The 17663-nt window shown below is 37.2% G+C and carries 28 protein-coding genes; 15 read left to right on the forward strand and 13 right to left on the reverse strand.

The window, feature by feature from the left end; genetic code table 11:
* Positions 1–178 precede the first annotated feature (178 nt).
* From sspO to ku, 4 genes are all read left to right on the forward strand, one after another.
* On the forward strand, positions 179–328 hold the full coding sequence (gene sspO, locus U9R83_RS12660) for a small acid-soluble spore protein O (RefSeq protein ID WP_013083371.1): 150 nt from the start codon (positions 179–181) through the stop codon (positions 326–328).
* 212 nt (positions 329–540) lie between these two features.
* Complete coding sequence (locus U9R83_RS12665) at positions 541–681, forward strand: small acid-soluble spore protein P (protein ID WP_013057256.1); 141 nt, start codon at positions 541–543, stop codon at positions 679–681.
* 152 nt (positions 682–833) lie between these two features.
* Positions 834–1274, forward strand: coding sequence for an Hsp20/alpha crystallin family protein (locus tag U9R83_RS12670; RefSeq protein ID WP_115654067.1), 441 nt, complete (start codon positions 834–836; stop codon positions 1272–1274).
* 150 nt (positions 1275–1424) lie between these two features.
* Entirely contained in the window at positions 1425–2258 is an 834-nt protein-coding gene (gene ku / locus U9R83_RS12675; protein ID WP_243549404.1) for a non-homologous end joining protein Ku, read from the forward strand.
* A 22-nt stretch (positions 2259–2280) separates the two neighbouring features.
* Here the strand turns inward: ku and U9R83_RS12680 are convergent, their stop codons facing one another.
* The 3 genes from U9R83_RS12680 to U9R83_RS12690 form a co-directional block, all read right to left on the reverse strand.
* Positions 2281–2679 carry a hypothetical protein gene (locus tag U9R83_RS12680; protein WP_014459877.1) on the reverse strand — a complete coding sequence of 133 codons (399 nt, stop codon included), beginning with the start codon at positions 2677–2679 and terminating at the stop codon, positions 2281–2283.
* 185 nt (positions 2680–2864) lie between these two features.
* The gene (locus U9R83_RS12685; RefSeq protein ID WP_243549406.1) at positions 2865–4577 is read right to left on the reverse strand and encodes a DUF2357 domain-containing protein; all 1713 of its coding nucleotides are present in this window, start codon (positions 4575–4577) and stop codon (positions 2865–2867) included.
* The gene (locus tag U9R83_RS12690; protein ID WP_209369311.1) at positions 4531–6165 is read right to left on the reverse strand and encodes an MrcB family domain-containing protein; all 1635 of its coding nucleotides are present in this window, start codon (positions 6163–6165) and stop codon (positions 4531–4533) included. Before U9R83_RS12690 ends, U9R83_RS12685 begins: the two co-directional genes overlap by 47 nt.
* Positions 6166–6702: 537 nt before the next feature.
* Here U9R83_RS12690 and U9R83_RS12695 point away from each other — a divergent pair.
* Positions 6703–6933, forward strand: coding sequence for a hypothetical protein (locus U9R83_RS12695; protein WP_014459874.1), 231 nt, complete (start codon positions 6703–6705; stop codon positions 6931–6933).
* 12 nt (positions 6934–6945) lie between these two features.
* A complete protein-coding gene (locus U9R83_RS12700) occupies positions 6946–7179 on the forward strand; it encodes a hypothetical protein (RefSeq protein WP_014459873.1) in 234 nt (77 codons plus the stop codon).
* 125 nt (positions 7180–7304) lie between these two features.
* Here U9R83_RS12700 and U9R83_RS12705 read toward each other — a convergent pair whose 3' ends face one another.
* Positions 7305–7544 (reverse strand): hypothetical protein, encoded by a 240-nt coding sequence (locus U9R83_RS12705; protein ID WP_014459872.1) that lies wholly within the window; start codon positions 7542–7544, stop codon positions 7305–7307.
* Positions 7545–7614: 70 nt separating this feature from the next.
* Here U9R83_RS12705 and U9R83_RS12710 point away from each other — a divergent pair, with 70 nt between their 5' ends.
* The 5 genes from U9R83_RS12710 to U9R83_RS12730 all read left to right on the forward strand — a co-directional run bounded on the left by U9R83_RS12710 (position 7615) and on the right by U9R83_RS12730 (position 10465).
* Positions 7615–8097, forward strand: a complete 483-nt coding sequence (locus tag U9R83_RS12710) for an Hsp20/alpha crystallin family protein (RefSeq protein ID WP_014459871.1) — start codon at positions 7615–7617, stop codon at positions 8095–8097.
* A gap of 147 nt (positions 8098–8244) precedes the next feature.
* The gene (locus tag U9R83_RS12715; protein WP_014459870.1) at positions 8245–9141 is read left to right on the forward strand and encodes a hypothetical protein; all 897 of its coding nucleotides are present in this window, start codon (positions 8245–8247) and stop codon (positions 9139–9141) included.
* Between the two features lie 92 nt (positions 9142–9233).
* The gene (locus U9R83_RS12720) at positions 9234–9365 is read left to right on the forward strand and encodes a hypothetical protein (RefSeq protein ID WP_013057274.1); all 132 of its coding nucleotides are present in this window, start codon (positions 9234–9236) and stop codon (positions 9363–9365) included.
* Positions 9366–9443: 78 nt separating this feature from the next.
* A complete protein-coding gene (locus tag U9R83_RS12725; RefSeq protein ID WP_014459868.1) occupies positions 9444–9998 on the forward strand; it encodes a PadR family transcriptional regulator in 555 nt (184 codons plus the stop codon).
* Positions 9995–10465, forward strand: coding sequence for a DUF4188 domain-containing protein (locus U9R83_RS12730; protein WP_014459867.1), 471 nt, complete (start codon positions 9995–9997; stop codon positions 10463–10465). Before U9R83_RS12725 ends, U9R83_RS12730 begins: the two co-directional genes overlap by 4 nt.
* A gap of 17 nt (positions 10466–10482) precedes the next feature.
* On the opposite strand, the gene U9R83_RS12735 is transcribed toward U9R83_RS12730, so the two are convergent.
* The 4 genes from U9R83_RS12735 to U9R83_RS12750 form a co-directional block, all read right to left on the reverse strand.
* Entirely contained in the window at positions 10483–10662 is a 180-nt protein-coding gene (locus tag U9R83_RS12735) for a hypothetical protein (protein ID WP_014459866.1), read from the reverse strand.
* 141 nt (positions 10663–10803) lie between these two features.
* On the reverse strand, positions 10804–11499 hold the full coding sequence (locus U9R83_RS12740) for a hypothetical protein (RefSeq protein WP_042992104.1): 696 nt from the start codon (positions 11497–11499) through the stop codon (positions 10804–10806).
* A gap of 67 nt (positions 11500–11566) precedes the next feature.
* A complete protein-coding gene (locus tag U9R83_RS12745; protein WP_028413142.1) occupies positions 11567–11908 on the reverse strand; it encodes a DUF3147 family protein in 342 nt (113 codons plus the stop codon).
* Complete coding sequence (locus tag U9R83_RS12750; protein ID WP_014459862.1) at positions 11901–12308, reverse strand: MarR family winged helix-turn-helix transcriptional regulator; 408 nt, start codon at positions 12306–12308, stop codon at positions 11901–11903. The genes U9R83_RS12745 and U9R83_RS12750 overlap by 8 nt, the downstream gene beginning before the upstream one ends.
* Before the next feature lie 174 nt (positions 12309–12482).
* Between U9R83_RS12750 and pssA the strand changes: the two genes are divergently transcribed.
* On the forward strand, positions 12483–12974 hold the full coding sequence (pssA, locus tag U9R83_RS12755; protein ID WP_181903765.1) for a CDP-diacylglycerol--serine O-phosphatidyltransferase: 492 nt from the start codon (positions 12483–12485) through the stop codon (positions 12972–12974).
* Between the two features lie 32 nt (positions 12975–13006).
* On the opposite strand, the gene U9R83_RS12760 is transcribed toward pssA, so the two are convergent.
* Positions 13007–13234, reverse strand: coding sequence for a hypothetical protein (locus tag U9R83_RS12760; protein ID WP_016764339.1), 228 nt, complete (start codon positions 13232–13234; stop codon positions 13007–13009).
* A gap of 218 nt (positions 13235–13452) precedes the next feature.
* On the opposite strand from U9R83_RS12760, the gene U9R83_RS12765 reads away from it, so the two are divergent.
* The 3 genes from U9R83_RS12765 to U9R83_RS12775 all read left to right on the forward strand — a co-directional run bounded on the left by U9R83_RS12765 (position 13453) and on the right by U9R83_RS12775 (position 15825).
* Positions 13453–14211, forward strand: a complete 759-nt coding sequence (locus U9R83_RS12765; RefSeq protein WP_014459859.1) for a TrmB family transcriptional regulator — start codon at positions 13453–13455, stop codon at positions 14209–14211.
* Between the two features lie 105 nt (positions 14212–14316).
* A complete protein-coding gene (locus tag U9R83_RS12770) occupies positions 14317–15486 on the forward strand; it encodes an MFS transporter (RefSeq protein ID WP_243549409.1) in 1170 nt (389 codons plus the stop codon).
* Positions 15487–15609: 123 nt separating this feature from the next.
* Positions 15610–15825 carry a hypothetical protein gene (locus U9R83_RS12775; RefSeq protein WP_226701284.1) on the forward strand — a complete coding sequence of 72 codons (216 nt, stop codon included), beginning with the start codon at positions 15610–15612 and terminating at the stop codon, positions 15823–15825.
* A gap of 6 nt (positions 15826–15831) precedes the next feature.
* On the opposite strand, the gene U9R83_RS12780 is transcribed toward U9R83_RS12775, so the two are convergent.
* From U9R83_RS12780 to amaP, 4 genes are all read right to left on the reverse strand, one after another.
* The gene (locus U9R83_RS12780) at positions 15832–16290 is read right to left on the reverse strand and encodes a DUF523 domain-containing protein (RefSeq protein WP_042992103.1); all 459 of its coding nucleotides are present in this window, start codon (positions 16288–16290) and stop codon (positions 15832–15834) included.
* Between the two features lie 83 nt (positions 16291–16373).
* On the reverse strand, positions 16374–16814 hold the full coding sequence (locus U9R83_RS12785; RefSeq protein ID WP_014459856.1) for an Asp23/Gls24 family envelope stress response protein: 441 nt from the start codon (positions 16812–16814) through the stop codon (positions 16374–16376).
* A 27-nt stretch (positions 16815–16841) separates the two neighbouring features.
* Positions 16842–17051, reverse strand: coding sequence for a DUF2273 domain-containing protein (locus U9R83_RS12790; RefSeq protein WP_028413136.1), 210 nt, complete (start codon positions 17049–17051; stop codon positions 16842–16844).
* Between the two features lie 15 nt (positions 17052–17066).
* Positions 17067–17609, reverse strand: coding sequence for an alkaline shock response membrane anchor protein AmaP (amaP, locus tag U9R83_RS12795; protein ID WP_014459854.1), 543 nt, complete (start codon positions 17607–17609; stop codon positions 17067–17069).
* Positions 17610–17663 lie beyond the last annotated feature (54 nt).

The raw sequence follows: 17663 nt of genomic DNA on the forward strand, positions 1-17663 counted from the left end.
CCCCATCCTCTATTCCCTTCACCATCTATCTTAATATAATATTATACATAAGTAAATAAAAAGAATGTTATTAATTAACATAAGTTTCACTTATAACCTTCTTCCATCTCCCTTTTATTTTTCTAATAATTCATATTTCATTGATTTTTACGCATGCTAGAAACGGAGGTGATTCAACATGGCTAAACGCAAGTCAAACCACGTCATTCCTGGAGCTAACGCGGCTAGCGCTCAAGGAAAAGGAGCGGGTTATAATGAAGAATTTTCAAATGAACCATTAACGGAACAACAGAAACAAAATAATAAAAAACGCAAAAAAAATCAATAAAACACTCTCTTATTGGATATACTAATCACTAGTTAGAAATGCAAAATCGTTTAACTCCATGAAATCTAACGAGAAGGCGTCATTATATATGACGCTTTTTTTCTGTTCCCATTTCCTGTTTTTGTTAAACCTATTTTTAGAAAGGGGAATTTTTCATCGGATAAATTCCCTGTCACTATCCTACCCTAATAAATGAAAGGGAGGGTTTAACTATGAACAAAAACAGCAGCAAAGACATCAGAAGAAATGCGCCAAAAAGCAATTCTGGACAGCCCGAACCGCTAAGCGGATCTCATAAAGTAAAAAACCGTAAGCATTCTCGCCAAAAACACAATAGCGGACATGATATGTAAAACAGCGGCAAGCTCTATACAGAGCTTGCTTTTTTATGCGTAGAAAAGACAGCTAGTACTTCAAGCTTATTCTTTGCGCAGGAGTTCACTAAGTACATAAACGCGCATATGATAGTAAAGTGAAACAGTTTAAATAATGGAGGAACGCAGAAATGAAAAACAAGCGTCTGCCAGCAGACCAAATGTTTGTAAAAGGCTTTCAAGAATTGTTAGAAGTCATGCTTTCAAATCCCTTTATGAGTTATTTGGATTATGATTCTGTTCGTATCGATTTATTTGAAACAGAACAATCATTTATTGTTGAAGCTGAATTATTAGGGTATCAACCTAAGGATATTATCGTTCAGATACAAGCTGACCACTTACAGCTAACAGCCAAGAAATATTGCATTAGAGAATTTCATGATGAAAAGCAAGGAACGCTTGCACGAGAAAAAATGGAAGAAAGCGTTGAACGTACAATTGACTTTCCATTTCCATTGATGAATAAAAAGATTACCGCTACATTCAGTAACGAAATCCTTGAAATTACAATTTCTAAACATGAGACAAATGAATCTAATCAGCTAATAGTTCCTATTGAGTTCCAATAAAGCTGCAGAGACAACATCTGCAGCTTTATTGGAACTATTTAATTGTTTATTTAGCACATAGTTTTTTTAGAAAGTTTTCCTTTTCAAAACAATGGGATATCTCATCTTTTTTACGGCACACTACTAAAAAAGAGTAAAAGGAGAACGTTTATGCTTCATACTGCTTGGAAAGGTAAAATCAGCTTTGGATTAATTGATATCCCTATTAAACTGCACGGAGCAATTGAAGAAAAAGATATAAAGCTGCGCACACTGCACTCCGTTTGCCATACACCTATTCATCAAGAAAAACATTGCCAAACGTGTGGACGAGAAGTAGAATCCGATGAACTGGTTAAAGGATACGAAACCGCGACCGGTCAGTTTGTTGTGCTTTCGCAACAGGAAATTGACAGTATCAAAGAGCCTTTTTCAGCGAACAAAGCCGTTGAATTGTTACACTTTGTTTCGTTAGATGACATTGATCCCCTGTTTTTTGATAAGCCCTACTATATTTCTCCTAGAGAAACGAGCCTAAAAGCTTATTATACGTTATTAAATGCACTTGAACTAACGAACAAAGTCGGTATTGCCAATGTATTTTTATATTCCAAACAGCAAATCGCAATTATTCGTTCCGTGGGCGGCTCTCTCGTTCTTCACACGATGCATTTTGAAGAAGAACTTCGTTCAGTCACAGATGTGCCTAACTTATCTAGTACTTCTTCTGTTAATGAAAGTGATACACAAGTGACGGTGGAACTAATTGAAAAGCTATCTACTTCTTTTAATCCATCTATTTACAAAAACAACTACCGAGATGCCTTACAAAGCGTCATTCAACAAAAAATAAATCAAGGCGAAGTTACAAAAGTAAGCGGAAGCGAAGAACGAGATATTCGACACTTAATGGAAATGTTAAAGGTGAGCATAGATCCTTCTACTTTACAGCCGACAAAATCAACAGCAGAGAAAAAAACGTCATCCTTAAAAAAGAAAGCATAAAAAAAGCTAACGAAGAAGTTCGTTAGCTTTCATTTGCAACAGAAGTCTTAGGAACAATAGCTCCATATGACGCCGGTATTTTTAAATATTGCGTTACTTGATCATTTTCCACAAAAACAATAAAGTTATCTTTTTTATCTTTTCCAATACCTTTTGCTTTTGCTTCAGACCAATTGAAGCCCAGCTTTTCATTTACCTCACTGCGGGTCGTTTCCGGTCCAAAAACATATACTTTATCCCATCTAAAATCACATAATTCATTAAAATCAAGGATGGAAGCTTCTTCTTTACTTTGATTTGTTTTTTTAATTTCATTAATTACGGTTTGCTGAAGTTGCGCTTGGTTGCGTTCGCTGTATACCCTGTCAATAAAAAAAGTTGCCAATAGCGCTACTAACGTGAATAGTAGAATCTTTTTCACTTCGTTGTCCTCCTGATACGTTCTCTGCACATGATACGACTTCTTTTCGATACGGTTTTATTCTCTACTATTCTAGAAAATTCAACAGGAAAATACAACTAAAATCTCGAAATGTCATCAAAACATAAAAAACTTAACACTGTGTCAACGCATAAAAAAGACTTGTTCACGTTCTACCTATTTACCTAATCAGCGCTGAAAAAATGTGGTTCTACCGTACAAATAGCTTCAATAAATTCTTCTACTAGCCCTTCCTCTCCCGGCAAAAAAGGCAGCGCACCCACTCCAACGCGTTCAATACTTTTATAAAAATGATGCTGCTTATAGCCCTTTGCTTTCCCTGGAAATAGCACAATCGCTGTTTGTACCGGTTTTATTCCATTTTCTTCTACAATAGCGTCTCGGTAACGGTGCATGGTATTAATATCTTCTTCTCTAGGAGAGGGCGTATCATGATTTGGTTTGATACGATACTTAGCGTCAAAAAGATATACACTTTTTTTCTCACCTTGCTTTACTTCAAGCAGTAAGTCCGGCTTTTGAATAACGGTATGAGTATGATGGTATGCTTTCTGATACCATAGCGTTACTTCTGCTTTTCCTAGCTGAAAACGATGGTAAGAGGCCTGCATCCTGACGTTCAACCCTTGTTCTGTCGTTGTCATAATGTTTTGTTCTATCCGTTTGCCGTAAGTTTTCAACTTCTTTAAAAGACTAACATACGTCCAGTATTCGTAGAGAGTTGCGATATCTTTTAATGAAAGGTGGTAAAACTCTCCATTAAGAGCCAATCCTCGCGTCAATAACATAAAGTACCTGCCTGCTTCCCGGTAGCGGGGGGCCGTACGCAGTGGAGAAGGAAGAGTTGAAACTTGTATGGTCTTCACTCTTTTCCAAAACACATTGTTTAGCAGCCTTTTTAATTCGGTATGGTTGGTTTCTAGAGCCGATACCGCTTCTTTTTTTACATATCTATCTTCTATCAATTTGTCAATTAGTGTAGTTAGCTTGTGGTACAGCTGCGTCATCATCCATTTCACACTTTGATTTTCCAAATTATCATAGGTAGCTACATGTCTTGTGCCAATGGCTTTTGTGGGTACTACTTTTATATTTCGATTAATTTTAATTCCTCTGCTTGAAGATGCAAGATAGGTAGGGTGTGTTCGGACAAATGATATAGCACGGCTATCTTGTTTTTTTATTTGATCTCCTCTCATGAGCTCATGTTCAACTTTCACCGATTGAAACGGCTGATTTTCAATCTGACGAACAGAATGAAGAAAGGGTTTCATATAGTGAGAGAGCACGTGATAAAATTCCGTCCATGTTGCTTGTTTCGACCAAACTGATTTTGCTTCCACATATGTTTTACGAAGCATATCGTATGCCAAATCATGAATGTATCCGTTCACTTCATCAACCATGCGTATATAATCTGTCTTGTAGCTCATCTTTGATGGGAAAATTTCAAGAGTAAAAGACAGCTCTTTTTCTCTTTCACTGTAGACATGAAACGTAGAATACCCTACCTCATTTTGAAAGCTTATATTTCCTGTTAAAATGTAGGGAAATCCTACGGTTTGAAAACTTTGTTCAACTGCTTTTGAATCGTGGTTAACAAACAGACTTGTTTCATTTTTAGAAACAACTGTGATTTGATAGGTTTCATTTTCAAAAAATAAAGGCTCAAGCGGCGGTTTTGAAGTCATCATGCCTTTTGTTTGATTTAATACTTTTACATGTGTAATTCCTTTTCCCGTACAAGAAAAAAACATCACTTCTTCTGCAGGTTTTATTCTCTTCTTATTTTTCCCTTTTATAACCACCGTACATGTGTCGGTTTCAATTTCAACGTACGGTATTAATCCAAAATGACGTGTATCCGTATACTTCAAAACGTCTCATCATCTCCATTATTTTGCGTGCGCTTTTAGGAAACCTCATCCCGTCTACGTTGACAATAGCTGTCTCAAATTCATCATCTAACAGCGTATTTGTACAGTAATAATAAAGGTTTTTTAATAAGTCAAATGTGTAAGCATCGCTTCCTGAAATACGAGGTAAAACTTTTTGTAAAATCTGAAAATCAAACGCTTGATCAAAGGTAAACATCCCGCTTTTCACTGCGTAAATTAAATAAAAGCATATTTCGTCGCGTACGCGGTAACCTATTTGCAAATCGACTTCTTGAAGCATCTCATTAACAGTTAGCAGTTCATTTGTTACTTCGTGAATGAGCTCAGCATGTTCAACATACGCATCTTTTAAGTGCACGTATTGACTTTGAATTTGTACATTTTGAATGCTGTGCTGCGATGGCTCTTTATCATTTAAAAAATCAAAAGCGTCGAGCTGAATCTTATTTAACTCAATGGTGTTGGTCCGATCTAACAACTTTTGACTAAACCCATGAGTCGTTTCATCCATATTAACGGTACCGATAATAAGAAGATTAGATGGCAAATAAATATCTCGGAACATCTTATGTCCAGGAAATAACGGAGCCGTTTTAATTTTCCCTTTTGACCAGCTCCTGCTTTCCATCACGCTTAAAATATCGCTAAAATAATGTTCAACTCGAGCTAAGTTCATTTCATCCAATATAGCGACATATGTGTAAGCTGGATGCTGAATGGCTTGCTGCATAATCGACAGAAATGATCCTCTGCGAAAATCTCCTCTTAAATCAATATATCCTAATAAATCTGAACTATCGTGCCAGTCGGGGCGAACTGGAATGAGAACTTGTCTTCCATTTTCAATCGTAGCACCGATACTATCTGCTAAGAGCTGCGCAAGCTTTGTTTTCCCTGTCCCGCTCATTCCTGATAAAACAATAAAAGGCTTGGTCTTTAAAGCAAAGTAGGCGTTGGCTATATCTTGTCGTTCATATGTAAATCCAGATTTTTTAATATACTCATGAATATGGACGATGGCGTCTTTGTCGCCAATCATCTCTTTGCTCATTCCGTATGTTTTTATATACTGTTCATGCATACTCAGCAGTAAATGCAAGTCATCTTGAAGCTGATCATTGCTAGGTAAGTCTGCTATATTGTAAGGAAGGTAAAGAGCTACTCTATCCTCAAAGCTTTTCGCTTCCATGCTTGTACCAATAACAAGATGATTATCTTTCAATACGCGGGCATGTTCAGGAGTGAAAAATCGAATGTCTTTCAGATCAGTTCCTTCTTCTAAGTCTCCTCTCATCATGACTAAGTAAATGCGCTGACCGTCTTCGCTGAATAAATATGCTACTATCACATCACTCTCTATATTCTTATTGGCAAGGGTCACGTAAGGAAATGTTTCAGCGTGGTGGCCTGATATACGCATTTCTTCTCGATTTATATGCTCCAATCGATAAAGAGAAATCGGAAGCCTGCGTGTAAGCATATTTTCTATTTCATGTTTTACAAGTACGTCTCCACCCATTTGTTTATAATGTTCCGCTACGTACAGTAGCCGCTCGCGCAAACTCATCGAATTCTCTCCTTTCTGCCTTCACTGCAGTTTGTAAAAATAAAAAGCATCGTCAGCTGACCACGCAAAAGGTTCATCTCTTTTATTATAGACGCTTTCTTCGTATAGTAAGCTATTTTATAACGTTAGGAAACACTACATTATTCTTTTCTCTACATATATGTTTATGTTCATTTTAATGAAACATGACAGAAAAGAAAAGCGTTAGGGGCTTAATGAATGAAGAGGCAATGATATGAACAGAAGAATAAGCAGCTTGTGTGCCCAGGGATAAAACACCCATTATCCTACATGATTATTTAACGTCTGATGCTTTTGGCTGAGTAAAGAAAAAAATAAAAGTTATCAGTACATTTTCAGGATCCCCTCCTGTTCCTTCAAAGTCTTTAAAATTTTTTCACGTTTTACGCCGACCTACAATACGCTACAGTAGACCGCTTCTACTCTTTAGATAAACCATGTATTATTCATATTTTCAACGAAGCTACAATAAGCTTTTAAAGACTTAGAAGAACTATCGTTTGAAAGGAGAATAGTATGTTATTTGACTCAACAAAAATCAACCTAGGAAAATTGAACGTTCACAATGTAGATGAAGCGAGCAGTATTTCTATTGGAAATACGTTAAAAGTTACAAGATATGTAACAGCAAAGAAAAATCAGGCCTTCGGACAACAGCTCGCTGATCAATGTTTTTCAGCAGGATCTGCTCAAAAAACCGCAGATAATGATTATGTGGATGCATTTGCAACAAAAAATGATAAATAAGGAGGAAACCATATGATTTTTTCACCTATGGTCATTAACTTACAAGCTTTCAAAGTGAACGTTATGGACAATTCGTCCGTTTTAAGTATAGGACCTAATCAGCAGCTTGACGTGTTCGTATCTTATAAACGTAATCAAGGACTAGGAGAATCAAACGGAGATTTTTCTCCAAACGTAACTCCGTTCTCCTGGATTATAGATTCAGATGTAAACGATTCAAACTCAGTTAAAAACAGCGTAATTTAAGCTTCTACACCGCCTCTAACGAGCATGACTAGCAGCATACCTTCATCTATTCGTCTATCAGTATTCAATCTGAAGCCTAATAAATATAACCTGCGTCTGAACTGGCTATATTTATTAGGCTTTTTCTATAAAATGGGCACTTTTTGAAAGGACGATGGGCTATCAATTTGATCTCGATCATCAACACAGCTTCTCGTTCCTATAAAGCCGCTATCATCACCGAAATTTTGCCCAAACCCCTGTGTTTTTTTATCTGAATTATTCCAGTCTGCTAGTAAATTCTGTCCGATATTTACCGCAGACGCATTTTCAAAGGAATTTATCTTTAGCATTAAAATATTAATATTTATAGATGCACCTGCCATTTAAACCACCCCCTTTTCAAACTATATTCAAATTCCATCTTTTTATGATGTGTGGTAAGGAGGAAACCATATGGACTTTGATAAACTTATGCAGTGGATGGAATTTGCTAAAAAATATCAAACAAATGACTTTTGGAACGGTGTCTTTGATCAGACTGCTTTTAACGACTTTATGAAAGAAAATATGGATATGAACGCTCCGGATTCTTATCAGGCTCCTCAAGCTCCTCAAGCTCCTAAAAGTAATTTTCCGCCTGTCGATATTTATGTTACTCCTCACGAAATCATTGTTATCGCTGACCTGCCTGGTTATCTAAAAGAAAACTTGCACGTTTCTGTTTCAGGCAGCCGGCTTCTATTAAAAGGCTCGCCCCACCCTTTCATTACAGGGCAACCTGTTGTACAAGAACGACCTTCTGGAGATTTTAACCGAATTATCGAATTGCCTGAGCCTACAGATGCGCATCATCTACGTGCAAAATTTGAAAATGGACTGCTTATTCTTTCTTATCACAGGCAGTTTTTTCAAGAAGAGCGTATTCATATTGAATAAGGTTTAGTAGTTTTACGAATGAAACGTAATGCTGCACATAAGCATTTATAAATGCAAAAAATTTAATATTAACTCCCAAACTGAATCAATATGTATTTATCTAACTGTGATTACAGAGGAAATAAGCCCAAGATGAGGAGAAGCGAAATGTCTATGAAAGGATTTTTTAACCCCAAACAGACTAACCAACATCTTCAAACTGAGCTAGCGGACTTCAAACATCAAATCAAGCGTATTAACACGCTTGAAGTTCACATGAACCGTTTTTTAAAACTCGAACCGCAAATGGGTTCTCTCATAATGCTCAAAAAAAAGCTGGAGTCTCAGCCAGCGCTTTCCAACGATTCTTCATCTTCACAAAGAAGTGCTCACAAAAATACTGAACAACCATATACAAAAGACATGCAAGAGACTGCTCGGCAGCTTCATTTTTTAAAAGAAAAAGTAGCGCAATTGGAACAAATCATCTCCACGCAAAACCCTCGCGATAAAAAGAAAGAAGCTGTGCCTTATCTGGATATAGCTAGCTTAGTAGAACAATCTGTAGAGAAAAAAATGGCTCCTTATCTCGAAAAAATGACCGAACTAGATGAAAGAGTTTCAGCATTAGAGCGAAGTATGTCGCTTTTAACTGAAGTACAGGTGGACATGCTAAAACGAACGTCTTCCCTTCAAGAAGAAGTAAAATTGATTCATCAAAAAGCGGCACTTTTAGAAAATGCTCCCCCGCCTATTCATATTGATAAATTTTTTCTTGATAAATACGAACAAAACAACAATATTGGCCAAGTTGGCATTAAGGAGCTCGGCGGTGCTTTAAACATCGGAGCTACATACGGAAGTGGAGCTATACCAAAGGATTTCACGGACCAAATCCAAAAAGATATGGAAGAGTTAAAAAACGCTAAATCAGATATTTCTTCAGACAAAACGAAGCCTGCACAAGAGGATAAAGAGAATTCTTCTTCCGCTTTCGAAAAAGAAGAAGCGTATACAGAAGTTCCTATTTTTGATGAAGATGATCCAAAGGAAGAGTCAGTCTAAAAAAGTTATAAAATTATATCTAGTTATGACTAGAATTTTTGCAAGCTATTCTTTACACTATAGGTAATAACTTCAAAAAAGGAGATATGCTGATGCCAAAGCTTTTATGGAGAATAGGTGCTGTCATGTTGCTAATGTGTGGAGGCTTTATCTTTTTATTTATTGCTGCTTCGCAAATGATGGTTCAGCAATACAAACCTTTTTTTAGACGCGAGAGTGCATAACTCTCGCGTTTTTTTATTGAATATTATCCTGTTTATGGTAATATATATATATCAAAAAGATATAAGTGAGGAAAATAAATGAAGGAAAATCAAACAACATATGCAATTTTAGGACTGCTTACCACGGAATGCAGAACTGGTTATGAAATTAAGCAGTTAATGGATCGAAGTTTAAATCATTTTTGGAAAATTAGTTATGGCCAAATTTACCCCACTTTACAAAAGCTTGTGAATGATGAACTAGCAACGGTCAATTCCGTTGCTCAAAGTGATAAACCGGATAAAAAAGAGTATGTCATAACAACTAAAGGAAAAGAAGTTCTGCAAAATTGGCTGCGTGAACCTATTAAACAGCTCCCTTCAGAAAGAAATGAAATTTTGTTAAAACTCTTTTTTAGTAGTCAGCAAGAAAAGCAGCTCACAATTTCCCAGTTAAAAAACGCTCAGCAGAAACTAACTGAACGCTATCACATGTATTGCGGAATTGAAGACAGCATTTCTAACAGCCCTTCTCCCGACAGAACGTATTGGCTTATTACCCTAGACTACGGTAAACGAACAACGTGTGCTTCGATAGAATGGTGCAAAGATACGATTAATAAATTATATGATGAGGAGGCGCATAATTTATGATTCATTCCAATCGTATGATGGCTAAGCCCGGTCAGGATTTGGTCGTCTTTGTTATAGGAATGCGCATTAACAAATGGACAGCCGTACACAAATGGTTCCCTGTATTTAAAGCAATGCCTCCTATGATTCGCGAATTGTATGCAAACAAAAACCTTGGATTTTTATCTTTGCAAGGATCTTTTAATTTACGAACCATCACCCTGATTCAATATTGGGAGTCAGTTGATCAATTGACCTCCTATGCCAAAGGCCCTCAGCACTTAAAAGCTTGGAATTCTTTTTATAAACAGGCTTCAAAAACGAATGCAGTGGGCATTTATCATGAAACGTATGTCATTCCTGCAGGAAATTATGAATCAGTATATGTGAATATGCCTTCGTTCGGTTTAGCTAAAGCCCTTGGATCTGAAACCATAACGAAGCATACTCAAACTGCCAAAAAACGTTTGACCGTCAAAAGAGGTTGAGACATGACGAAATGAACTCAATCTAAAGACGAACAAATGGGATACATGAGCTGAACCACTTGTGACGCCACAGTTGATTTCCATGCAAGGCTTCGCTTTCCGCGGGCGGACGTTGAGCCTCCTCGTCGCTTCCGCTCCTGCGGGGTCTCACTTATTCCGCTGTTCCCGCAGGAGTCTTCGCCTTGCCCTCCAATCAACTGCTAAAAGGAATGACACAGATGAAACATACGTTCACCCTAACAAAAGAAAAAAACGAACCCTTGATCAACATGTTTGATCAAGGGTTCGTTTTTCACTTCGGCTAAAATACTTTTGTCCCAGCCTCTTCATTACATTTGTTATACATATATTTTCAGCATTTGATTGGCACCTTTTTGAAATTCATACGGGACGTCTGCTATTTCTGTTCCTTTTACTAGAGGCGCAATCTCTTCTAACAGCTGCGGCAAATAGGTAGAAATCTTGCCGCTTAAATTCGTTAAAGGAAACAAACGTACTTCCTCTTTTGTAACGCGTATCAGTTCTTTTAAAGTCTCTAAATGAAACGTATAATCTAACCTGTCACTGTACATAAATAAAAAGTTTGCACAAAGCGTTAAATCAAACTCGTTCTTTTGAAACGGCAAATTAGGAAGCGCTCCGTACTGATAGGCTTCGGGGTTCTTTTTCATATGAGCAATACAATCTTTTAATGCTCTTTTTCGATGTTCAGTTAAATCATCAATAGACGAAAAATACTTCCACACATACTGTTCCTGTACGTGCTGCATTTGATTCATCGTATGAATTAAATCCAGGCTTCCTTTCTTTTCAAGCTCTTCTGCCGTAAATTTATAGGCAATATCACAGCTAGTAGCCTCCGTACCTTGCTGCAAGGCATGAGCAGTAAAAGAACAGGCCCCGCTAGCACAATCTAACACTTTTTTTCCTTTTAAATACTTTTCATTCAAATTAAACATAGCTCTATACTCTTCAAACGTTCTGCCGATAAAAACAACTCGGTCAATTCCTAACTTTTTCTCCGCTACACTCAACTCTACTCAGCTCCTATCTTTTACTTAGACTTTCATTTTACAGAAAATTGAATTAAATTCCAATAGTTTATGTATTAATTAGTTTAATCACTATTTTTTGAAGGCCTAAAAACAGGCCCCAACACATAACGCCTATCGATAAACTCATAAACAAATGAAGAGAGTTTTTTAAGCAAATATAGACGATAGCAAGTAGTAAAATAGTGCCTGGCAGTCCATACAGAACGCCTAGTGTAAACTGACTGACCACTTCCTTTTTTTCTCCTTGCACTGATAACCATATAATACTTAGTAAGCTCACAATTGGAAGGGCAGCCACAATTCCACCGTATGTCGGAAATCTTTTGGCCATTTCTGTTACCCCTGCAATAATAAGAGCCGACATTAAAATTTTGATGATACTATACATGTTCTGCACGCTCGCTCAATAACTGAAAAGCCTGTTGAATCAGCTGTTTTTCAGATGCTGTCATTTCGCGTAAAATAGCTGATAGTTTTTCTTCATCCAAGCTTGAATTCCGTTTTAAGATGTCTTTTCCTGCTTCTGTTAAATGCAGAATTACTTTTCTTTCATCCTGTATATCTCTATTTTTATACACATATCCTTTCTCGATGCTTCTCTTTACATGTTCAGATGCCGTATTATGTGAAATAGTTAAATAATCTGCGATTTCTCTTATTCCAACCGAAGATGATTTGTCGATATGCTGTAAAAGACGTATGGTTTGGTGCGTAATTTTCTCTTGATGCGTATAGTGCAAACGATAATAAATAGACGTCCAATAGCTGTTTAACTCCTCTACTTTCATGATCCTGCTCCTTTATATCGTATTTTTAGTTATTATCGTATTATACGATATATATATATTACAGAAACGAAAGCAATTTTTCAATACTACCTTCTTTTTATCTTGTATCTCACATAATAATGCGATTTAACAGTTACACTAATCGTACACACTGTGAAAGGCGGTTGTATGACATTGATGCTTCGACTGTTAAAATGGGTTCCGAATCTCTTTACGATTGGAAATTTGCTAAGCGGCGTATTTTCCATAGCTTTTAATATGAACAGCTACGAACGCTTAGCTGCTCTTTTTATTTTTCTAGCCGCTTTTTTCGATTTATTTGACGGCAAAATTGCGAGAAAGCTAAAAGTTAACAGTGAGTTTGGTGTAGAGCTAGATTCTTTGGCTGATATTATAAGCTTTGGCGTAGCGCCTGCAATGCTATTTCATACTCTTTCTCCCCACTCTTGGCTAACCGTACTCGCTTTTATGATTTATCCAAGCATGGGCGCATTAAGGTTAGCTAAATTTAGTGCAAATCCAACCGTAGGTTACTTTATAGGTCTGCCTATTCCTTTTCCAGCTCTAATTATCGCACTGCTTGGCATGTTTTATTATGTGAATCCTTATCTTATGATTATTTTAGCCATTTTGATGGTGAGTCCTATCCGGGTCATGAAAATTTAGATGCCATAAAAGACAGACAAAATGCCTGTCTTTTATAGCGCTGTCCATTCTTCGCACAGCATTTTATGCTTGAATTTCAGTTCATGTTCTCTTTTTTCAAGCTGAGCTTGTAAAGAAAGCCACTCGCTATTATCAGGTGCTGAGCATAATTTTTCTTCAAGAGACAGTAAGGAATCCAGTACGTCTTCAAGCTGAGCAGCAACTTCTCTTTGCTGTTTTATGTTCATTTTTTTCAACAGTAGTTTTTCATTTTTCTTCATTTTTTTCACCTCTTTCTTTTCTTTACCCGATGATGAGTGTTTTAGTATGGAAAGCATATGATTAAAAATAGTTTTATCGTAGTAAAGACTCTTTAATAGCCTATTTTTTATTTTTGTTAATTATTTAGAACATAGTTTAATAAGATATAATTACAATTAGTAATACTTTTACAAACCGTGATATACTAAAAAAAAGAAAGGATGATGAATAGAGAATTATGCTGCAAAAATTTGGTTTTTCACAGTATGAAAGTCAAGTATATGAAGCGTTGCTTGCGAATGAAGGTCCGCTGGATGCTAGTTCGATTGTCACGTATTCGCACGTTCCAAAAGCAAAGATTTATGAAGTACTTAATCGTTTAATTGATAAAGGCATTGTAGTAAATACATTGTCCGGCAAAAAGAAACTTTATTCAGCAGTAGCCCTTCAAACCGTCATTCAAAAACTTACTGCTGATTTTGAAAATGACATTAATGAATTAAAAACATATAAAATTAAAAAAACGTTTACGGATGATTATGTTTGGAGTTTAAAAGATAAATCCTCTATTTCTGCTCACATCGAACAATTGATTCACGAAGCGGAATCTTCTATTATTTTATCCGCTTGGAATGATGAGTTAGAACATTACCGCTCATTGCTAGAAGAAAAAGAGAAACAAGGCGTAAACGTCGAGGTCTTAACCATAGGAAACTTGCAGACTGCCCTCAAACATTTACATACATTAAATCCAATAGATGATCATAAAAACCTTGAGCCGTCGCAGTTGATTATTGTTGACGATGCTTACCTTTTATTTGCCGGCATTGAACATGAGACATGGAAAGCAATAAAAACCATGTCGCAGCCGCTTGTAAAAGTTTTTGCTGATTTCTTTTACCATGACGTTGCACTTACCCATATTACAAAGAAATATCAAGAGCAGCTTCTTCAAGATTCTGAGATCATGGAGCTGCTTACTCGCCTGCGATATTAAAAAGGTTACTAATTCATTAGTAACCTTTTTAATATTACCTATTGAAATCCCCTCTAAAAAAGGTTACTATTCTAGTTGTAACTTTTTAAAAAAGGGGGTTTTTTGATGAATAAAAAAGTTTACATACTTGCGATTGCTTCCTTTGTTGTTGGAACGGTCGAATTAATTCTAGGAGGCATCTTAGACTTAATTGCCGATGCATTTCATGTATCACTAGCAAAAGCAGGTTATTTAATCTCTATTTATTCGTTTGTTTATGCTTTGTCTGCGCCGATTTTACTAAATGTGACGGCTAAGATAGAGCGTAAAAAAGTTTACATGTGGACATTATTTATTTTCTTATTGAGCAATGTATTTTCAGCCTACAGTTCAGGTTATTATATGCTATTAATCGGGCGTATCCTCGCTGCTGCGAGCGGCTCTTTTATTATTGTCCTATCTACCACAATGGCTTCTAGAATGGTAAAGCCTGAATATCAAGGCAGAGCAATTGGCGTTGTGTTTATGGGAATCAGCGGCTCACTTGTTTTGGGTATTCCTCTTGGTATTTTGATTGGAAATGCGCTTGGCTGGCGTCAAGTATTTGTTATGATTGCGATCTTAACTGCCATTATTATGATTACCGTTTGGTTCACAATGGAGCGTCTAGCTCCTGCTCCAATTGTACCGTTAAAAACTCAGGTAAAAGCTTTACGCAATAAAAAAATGCTCGCTATTCACCTAGCAACATTACTTGTACTTGCAGGCCATTTAACGCTTTATGCGTACTTCACACCATTTTTACAAGAAACGCTAGGATTAAATACAACGATGGTGACCATTATTTATGGTATTTTCGGTCTTGCTGCCGTGGCAGGAGGAGGACTTGGAGGAGCCGTTTCGGACAAATGGAACCCTTCTTCATCTGTTATCACCATGATTGCTCTCTTTTTTGTTAGCATGATTGCTATGCCTTTTGGCGTTCATTTGCCACTCGTTGTGTTCTTGCTTCTTATGATTATTTGGAGTGCGCTCAGCTGGGCGGTCTCACCCGCTCAAAGCAATTTAATTATTCATAGTGCACGCGACACTTCGGACATTTTAATCAGCACTAATGCAGCGATTTCACACGTAGGAATTGCGATTGGCTCCTATGTTGGAGGAATTGTCGTTAATCAATACTCTGTTATTTATAACGGCTGGGTCGGGTCTATTTTTGTTTTACTTGGTCTTTTCTGCTCTCTTTATGCGGTAACACGAACAGAAAGCACAGCAGATACGCTTCACAGTAAATAAGCTTTTACAAAAAGAGATTGGATAAAAATAATTTCATAAAAGTGAAACACGAACTATCTATCAAAAATGGATAAATAGTTCGTGTTTTTTTATAATCACGGTGAACGCAGGTACTTATAGCTGTTGATTGGAGGGCAAGGTGAAGACTCCTGCGGGAACAGCGGAACAGATGAGACCCCGCAGGAGCGAAGCGACGAGGAGGCTCATCGGCCGTCCGCGGAAAGCGAAGCCTTGCACGGAAATCAACAGCGGTCGAGCAAGCAGTCCAGATCATGCATCCAAATTGTTTGTCTTTGGATTGGATTCATTTCGTTCTGTCCCATCCTCTTTTCATTATGATTGTTCTTAATACATTTTAGCTACAAATTGAGATTCGGACATAACGGTAAAGCCATGCTTCCTTAACAACGCAGCCGTTACCCCTTCACCGGCTATTTTAACACCTGAAAATGCTCCGTTATAAATATGTTCACTTCCGCAGGAAGGACTGCTTTCTTTTAGTACAATAACAGTAGCTTTTATCTCTTTTGCGATGTTCAGTGCCTTATAGGCCCCGTCTATGTATATGTCTGTCACGTCTTTTCCCGATCGTTCAATAACTCGCGCATTTCCGTTTATTACGTCTATTCCCGTTCCTTTTATAATTTCTGCCGGTTCTCTAGGCGTGTGAAATCCACCTAACAGTTCCGGGCACATCATCACCGCTTCTTTACTTTCAATGAGCGCTTCAATTTCCTTAACTAAGGCACTGCTTCCGTTATATCTGCAAGCTTGACCTGCTAAACAGGAACTAACCAAAATCACAGAATTATCCCTCCCATAAAAAAACACTTCTCATTCATCATACAAAGAATATATGATGAATGGAAGTGTTTACCTTTTATATTCTATTCGAGATCACGCTTTGCCTCTTGCTCTTTGTCTCGATCCGTTTTCGCTTCAAATTCAGAGCGAGTCATTACGTCCTCTACGTGCATATTTACTTCTACTACTTCTAAGCCTGTCATATCATGAACGGATTTTTTCACGTTATGAACAGTTTCAGAGAAAATAACTGGAACGTTTTTTCCGTATTCTACAATTACTTTTAAATCAAGGGCCACTTGTTTTTCTCCAACTTCAGCGTTAATCCCTTTTGTGATATCTTCCGTGCTGCGGAAGCGATCTGTTAACCCGCTCATAAATCCGCCGCTCATAGATAAAATCCCTTTAATTTCATTAGCTGCCATTCCAGCAATCTTTTTAATAACTTGATCTTCAAATGTTAAGGTATTTTGATGTGTATTTTCCTGAGATTTTACTGCTGTATTTGTTTCATTAACTGCCATAATGAACATCTCCCTTAAAGTGATTTTCTATCTTCCTCTAGTAAAGAATCCTACCCAAGCGTTTATGTCTAAATGACCGTCTCGCCACTTCCCAATCACATAACCAATTCCCATAAAAGCTACGATTAATAGCGTGGGGCCAAAACCAATTGTTAATAGTAAAATTGCCAACACTAAACCTGCCAGAATACCAAGTACTCGGCCACGGTATGGAATCAATTTATCTGGAGTACCCATTATGTCCCTCCTTCATCACACAACACGCTCTTTCTTTCGCGTTTGTGTATCTGTTAAATCGATGCGGACGGAGTGAACGGGAAGCTCAAGTAAAGCCTCTACGGCACGTTTTGTTTCAAGCTGCATCTCTTTTCCTAGTGTTGGTAGTCCATCTCGTCCAAACAGCGAACAGTTAATATATAGACTAACTCTTTCTTTACGAGAATGAATAGATGCTTGGACTTCAGGAGAGCGTATTCCCTGAAAGCTTCTAATTGCTCGCAAAGCTGTAGATTCAATCGTGGCTTTAGAAATGGTTATTTTGCCTTCGCCTGTTACAATTGCTAAATTCTTTTTAGGAGGCCTGCTAAATATGCCTGTTAAAAGAAAAATAATAAAAATAACAGCTAAAAATGCACTTATTGACAATATTGTGTAGTAAAACCACTCCTGATGCTGCCACTTTTCTACCCAGTTCGAAAGGTGAGGAACCTTATAAACCATCAGTGCTAACATACCGGAACAAATCAGTCCTGCAATTCCAATAACTGCGATTAAAAACCGATTAAAATTATTCAAGTTTCCACCTCATCTCAACGTGAACTCCTACTGCTTTTTGGTTATGTGTACAGG

The organism is Priestia sp. LL-8, assembly GCF_036227845.1.
GTDB classification, from domain to species: Bacteria; Bacillota; Bacilli; order Bacillales; family Bacillaceae_H; genus Priestia; species Priestia zanthoxyli.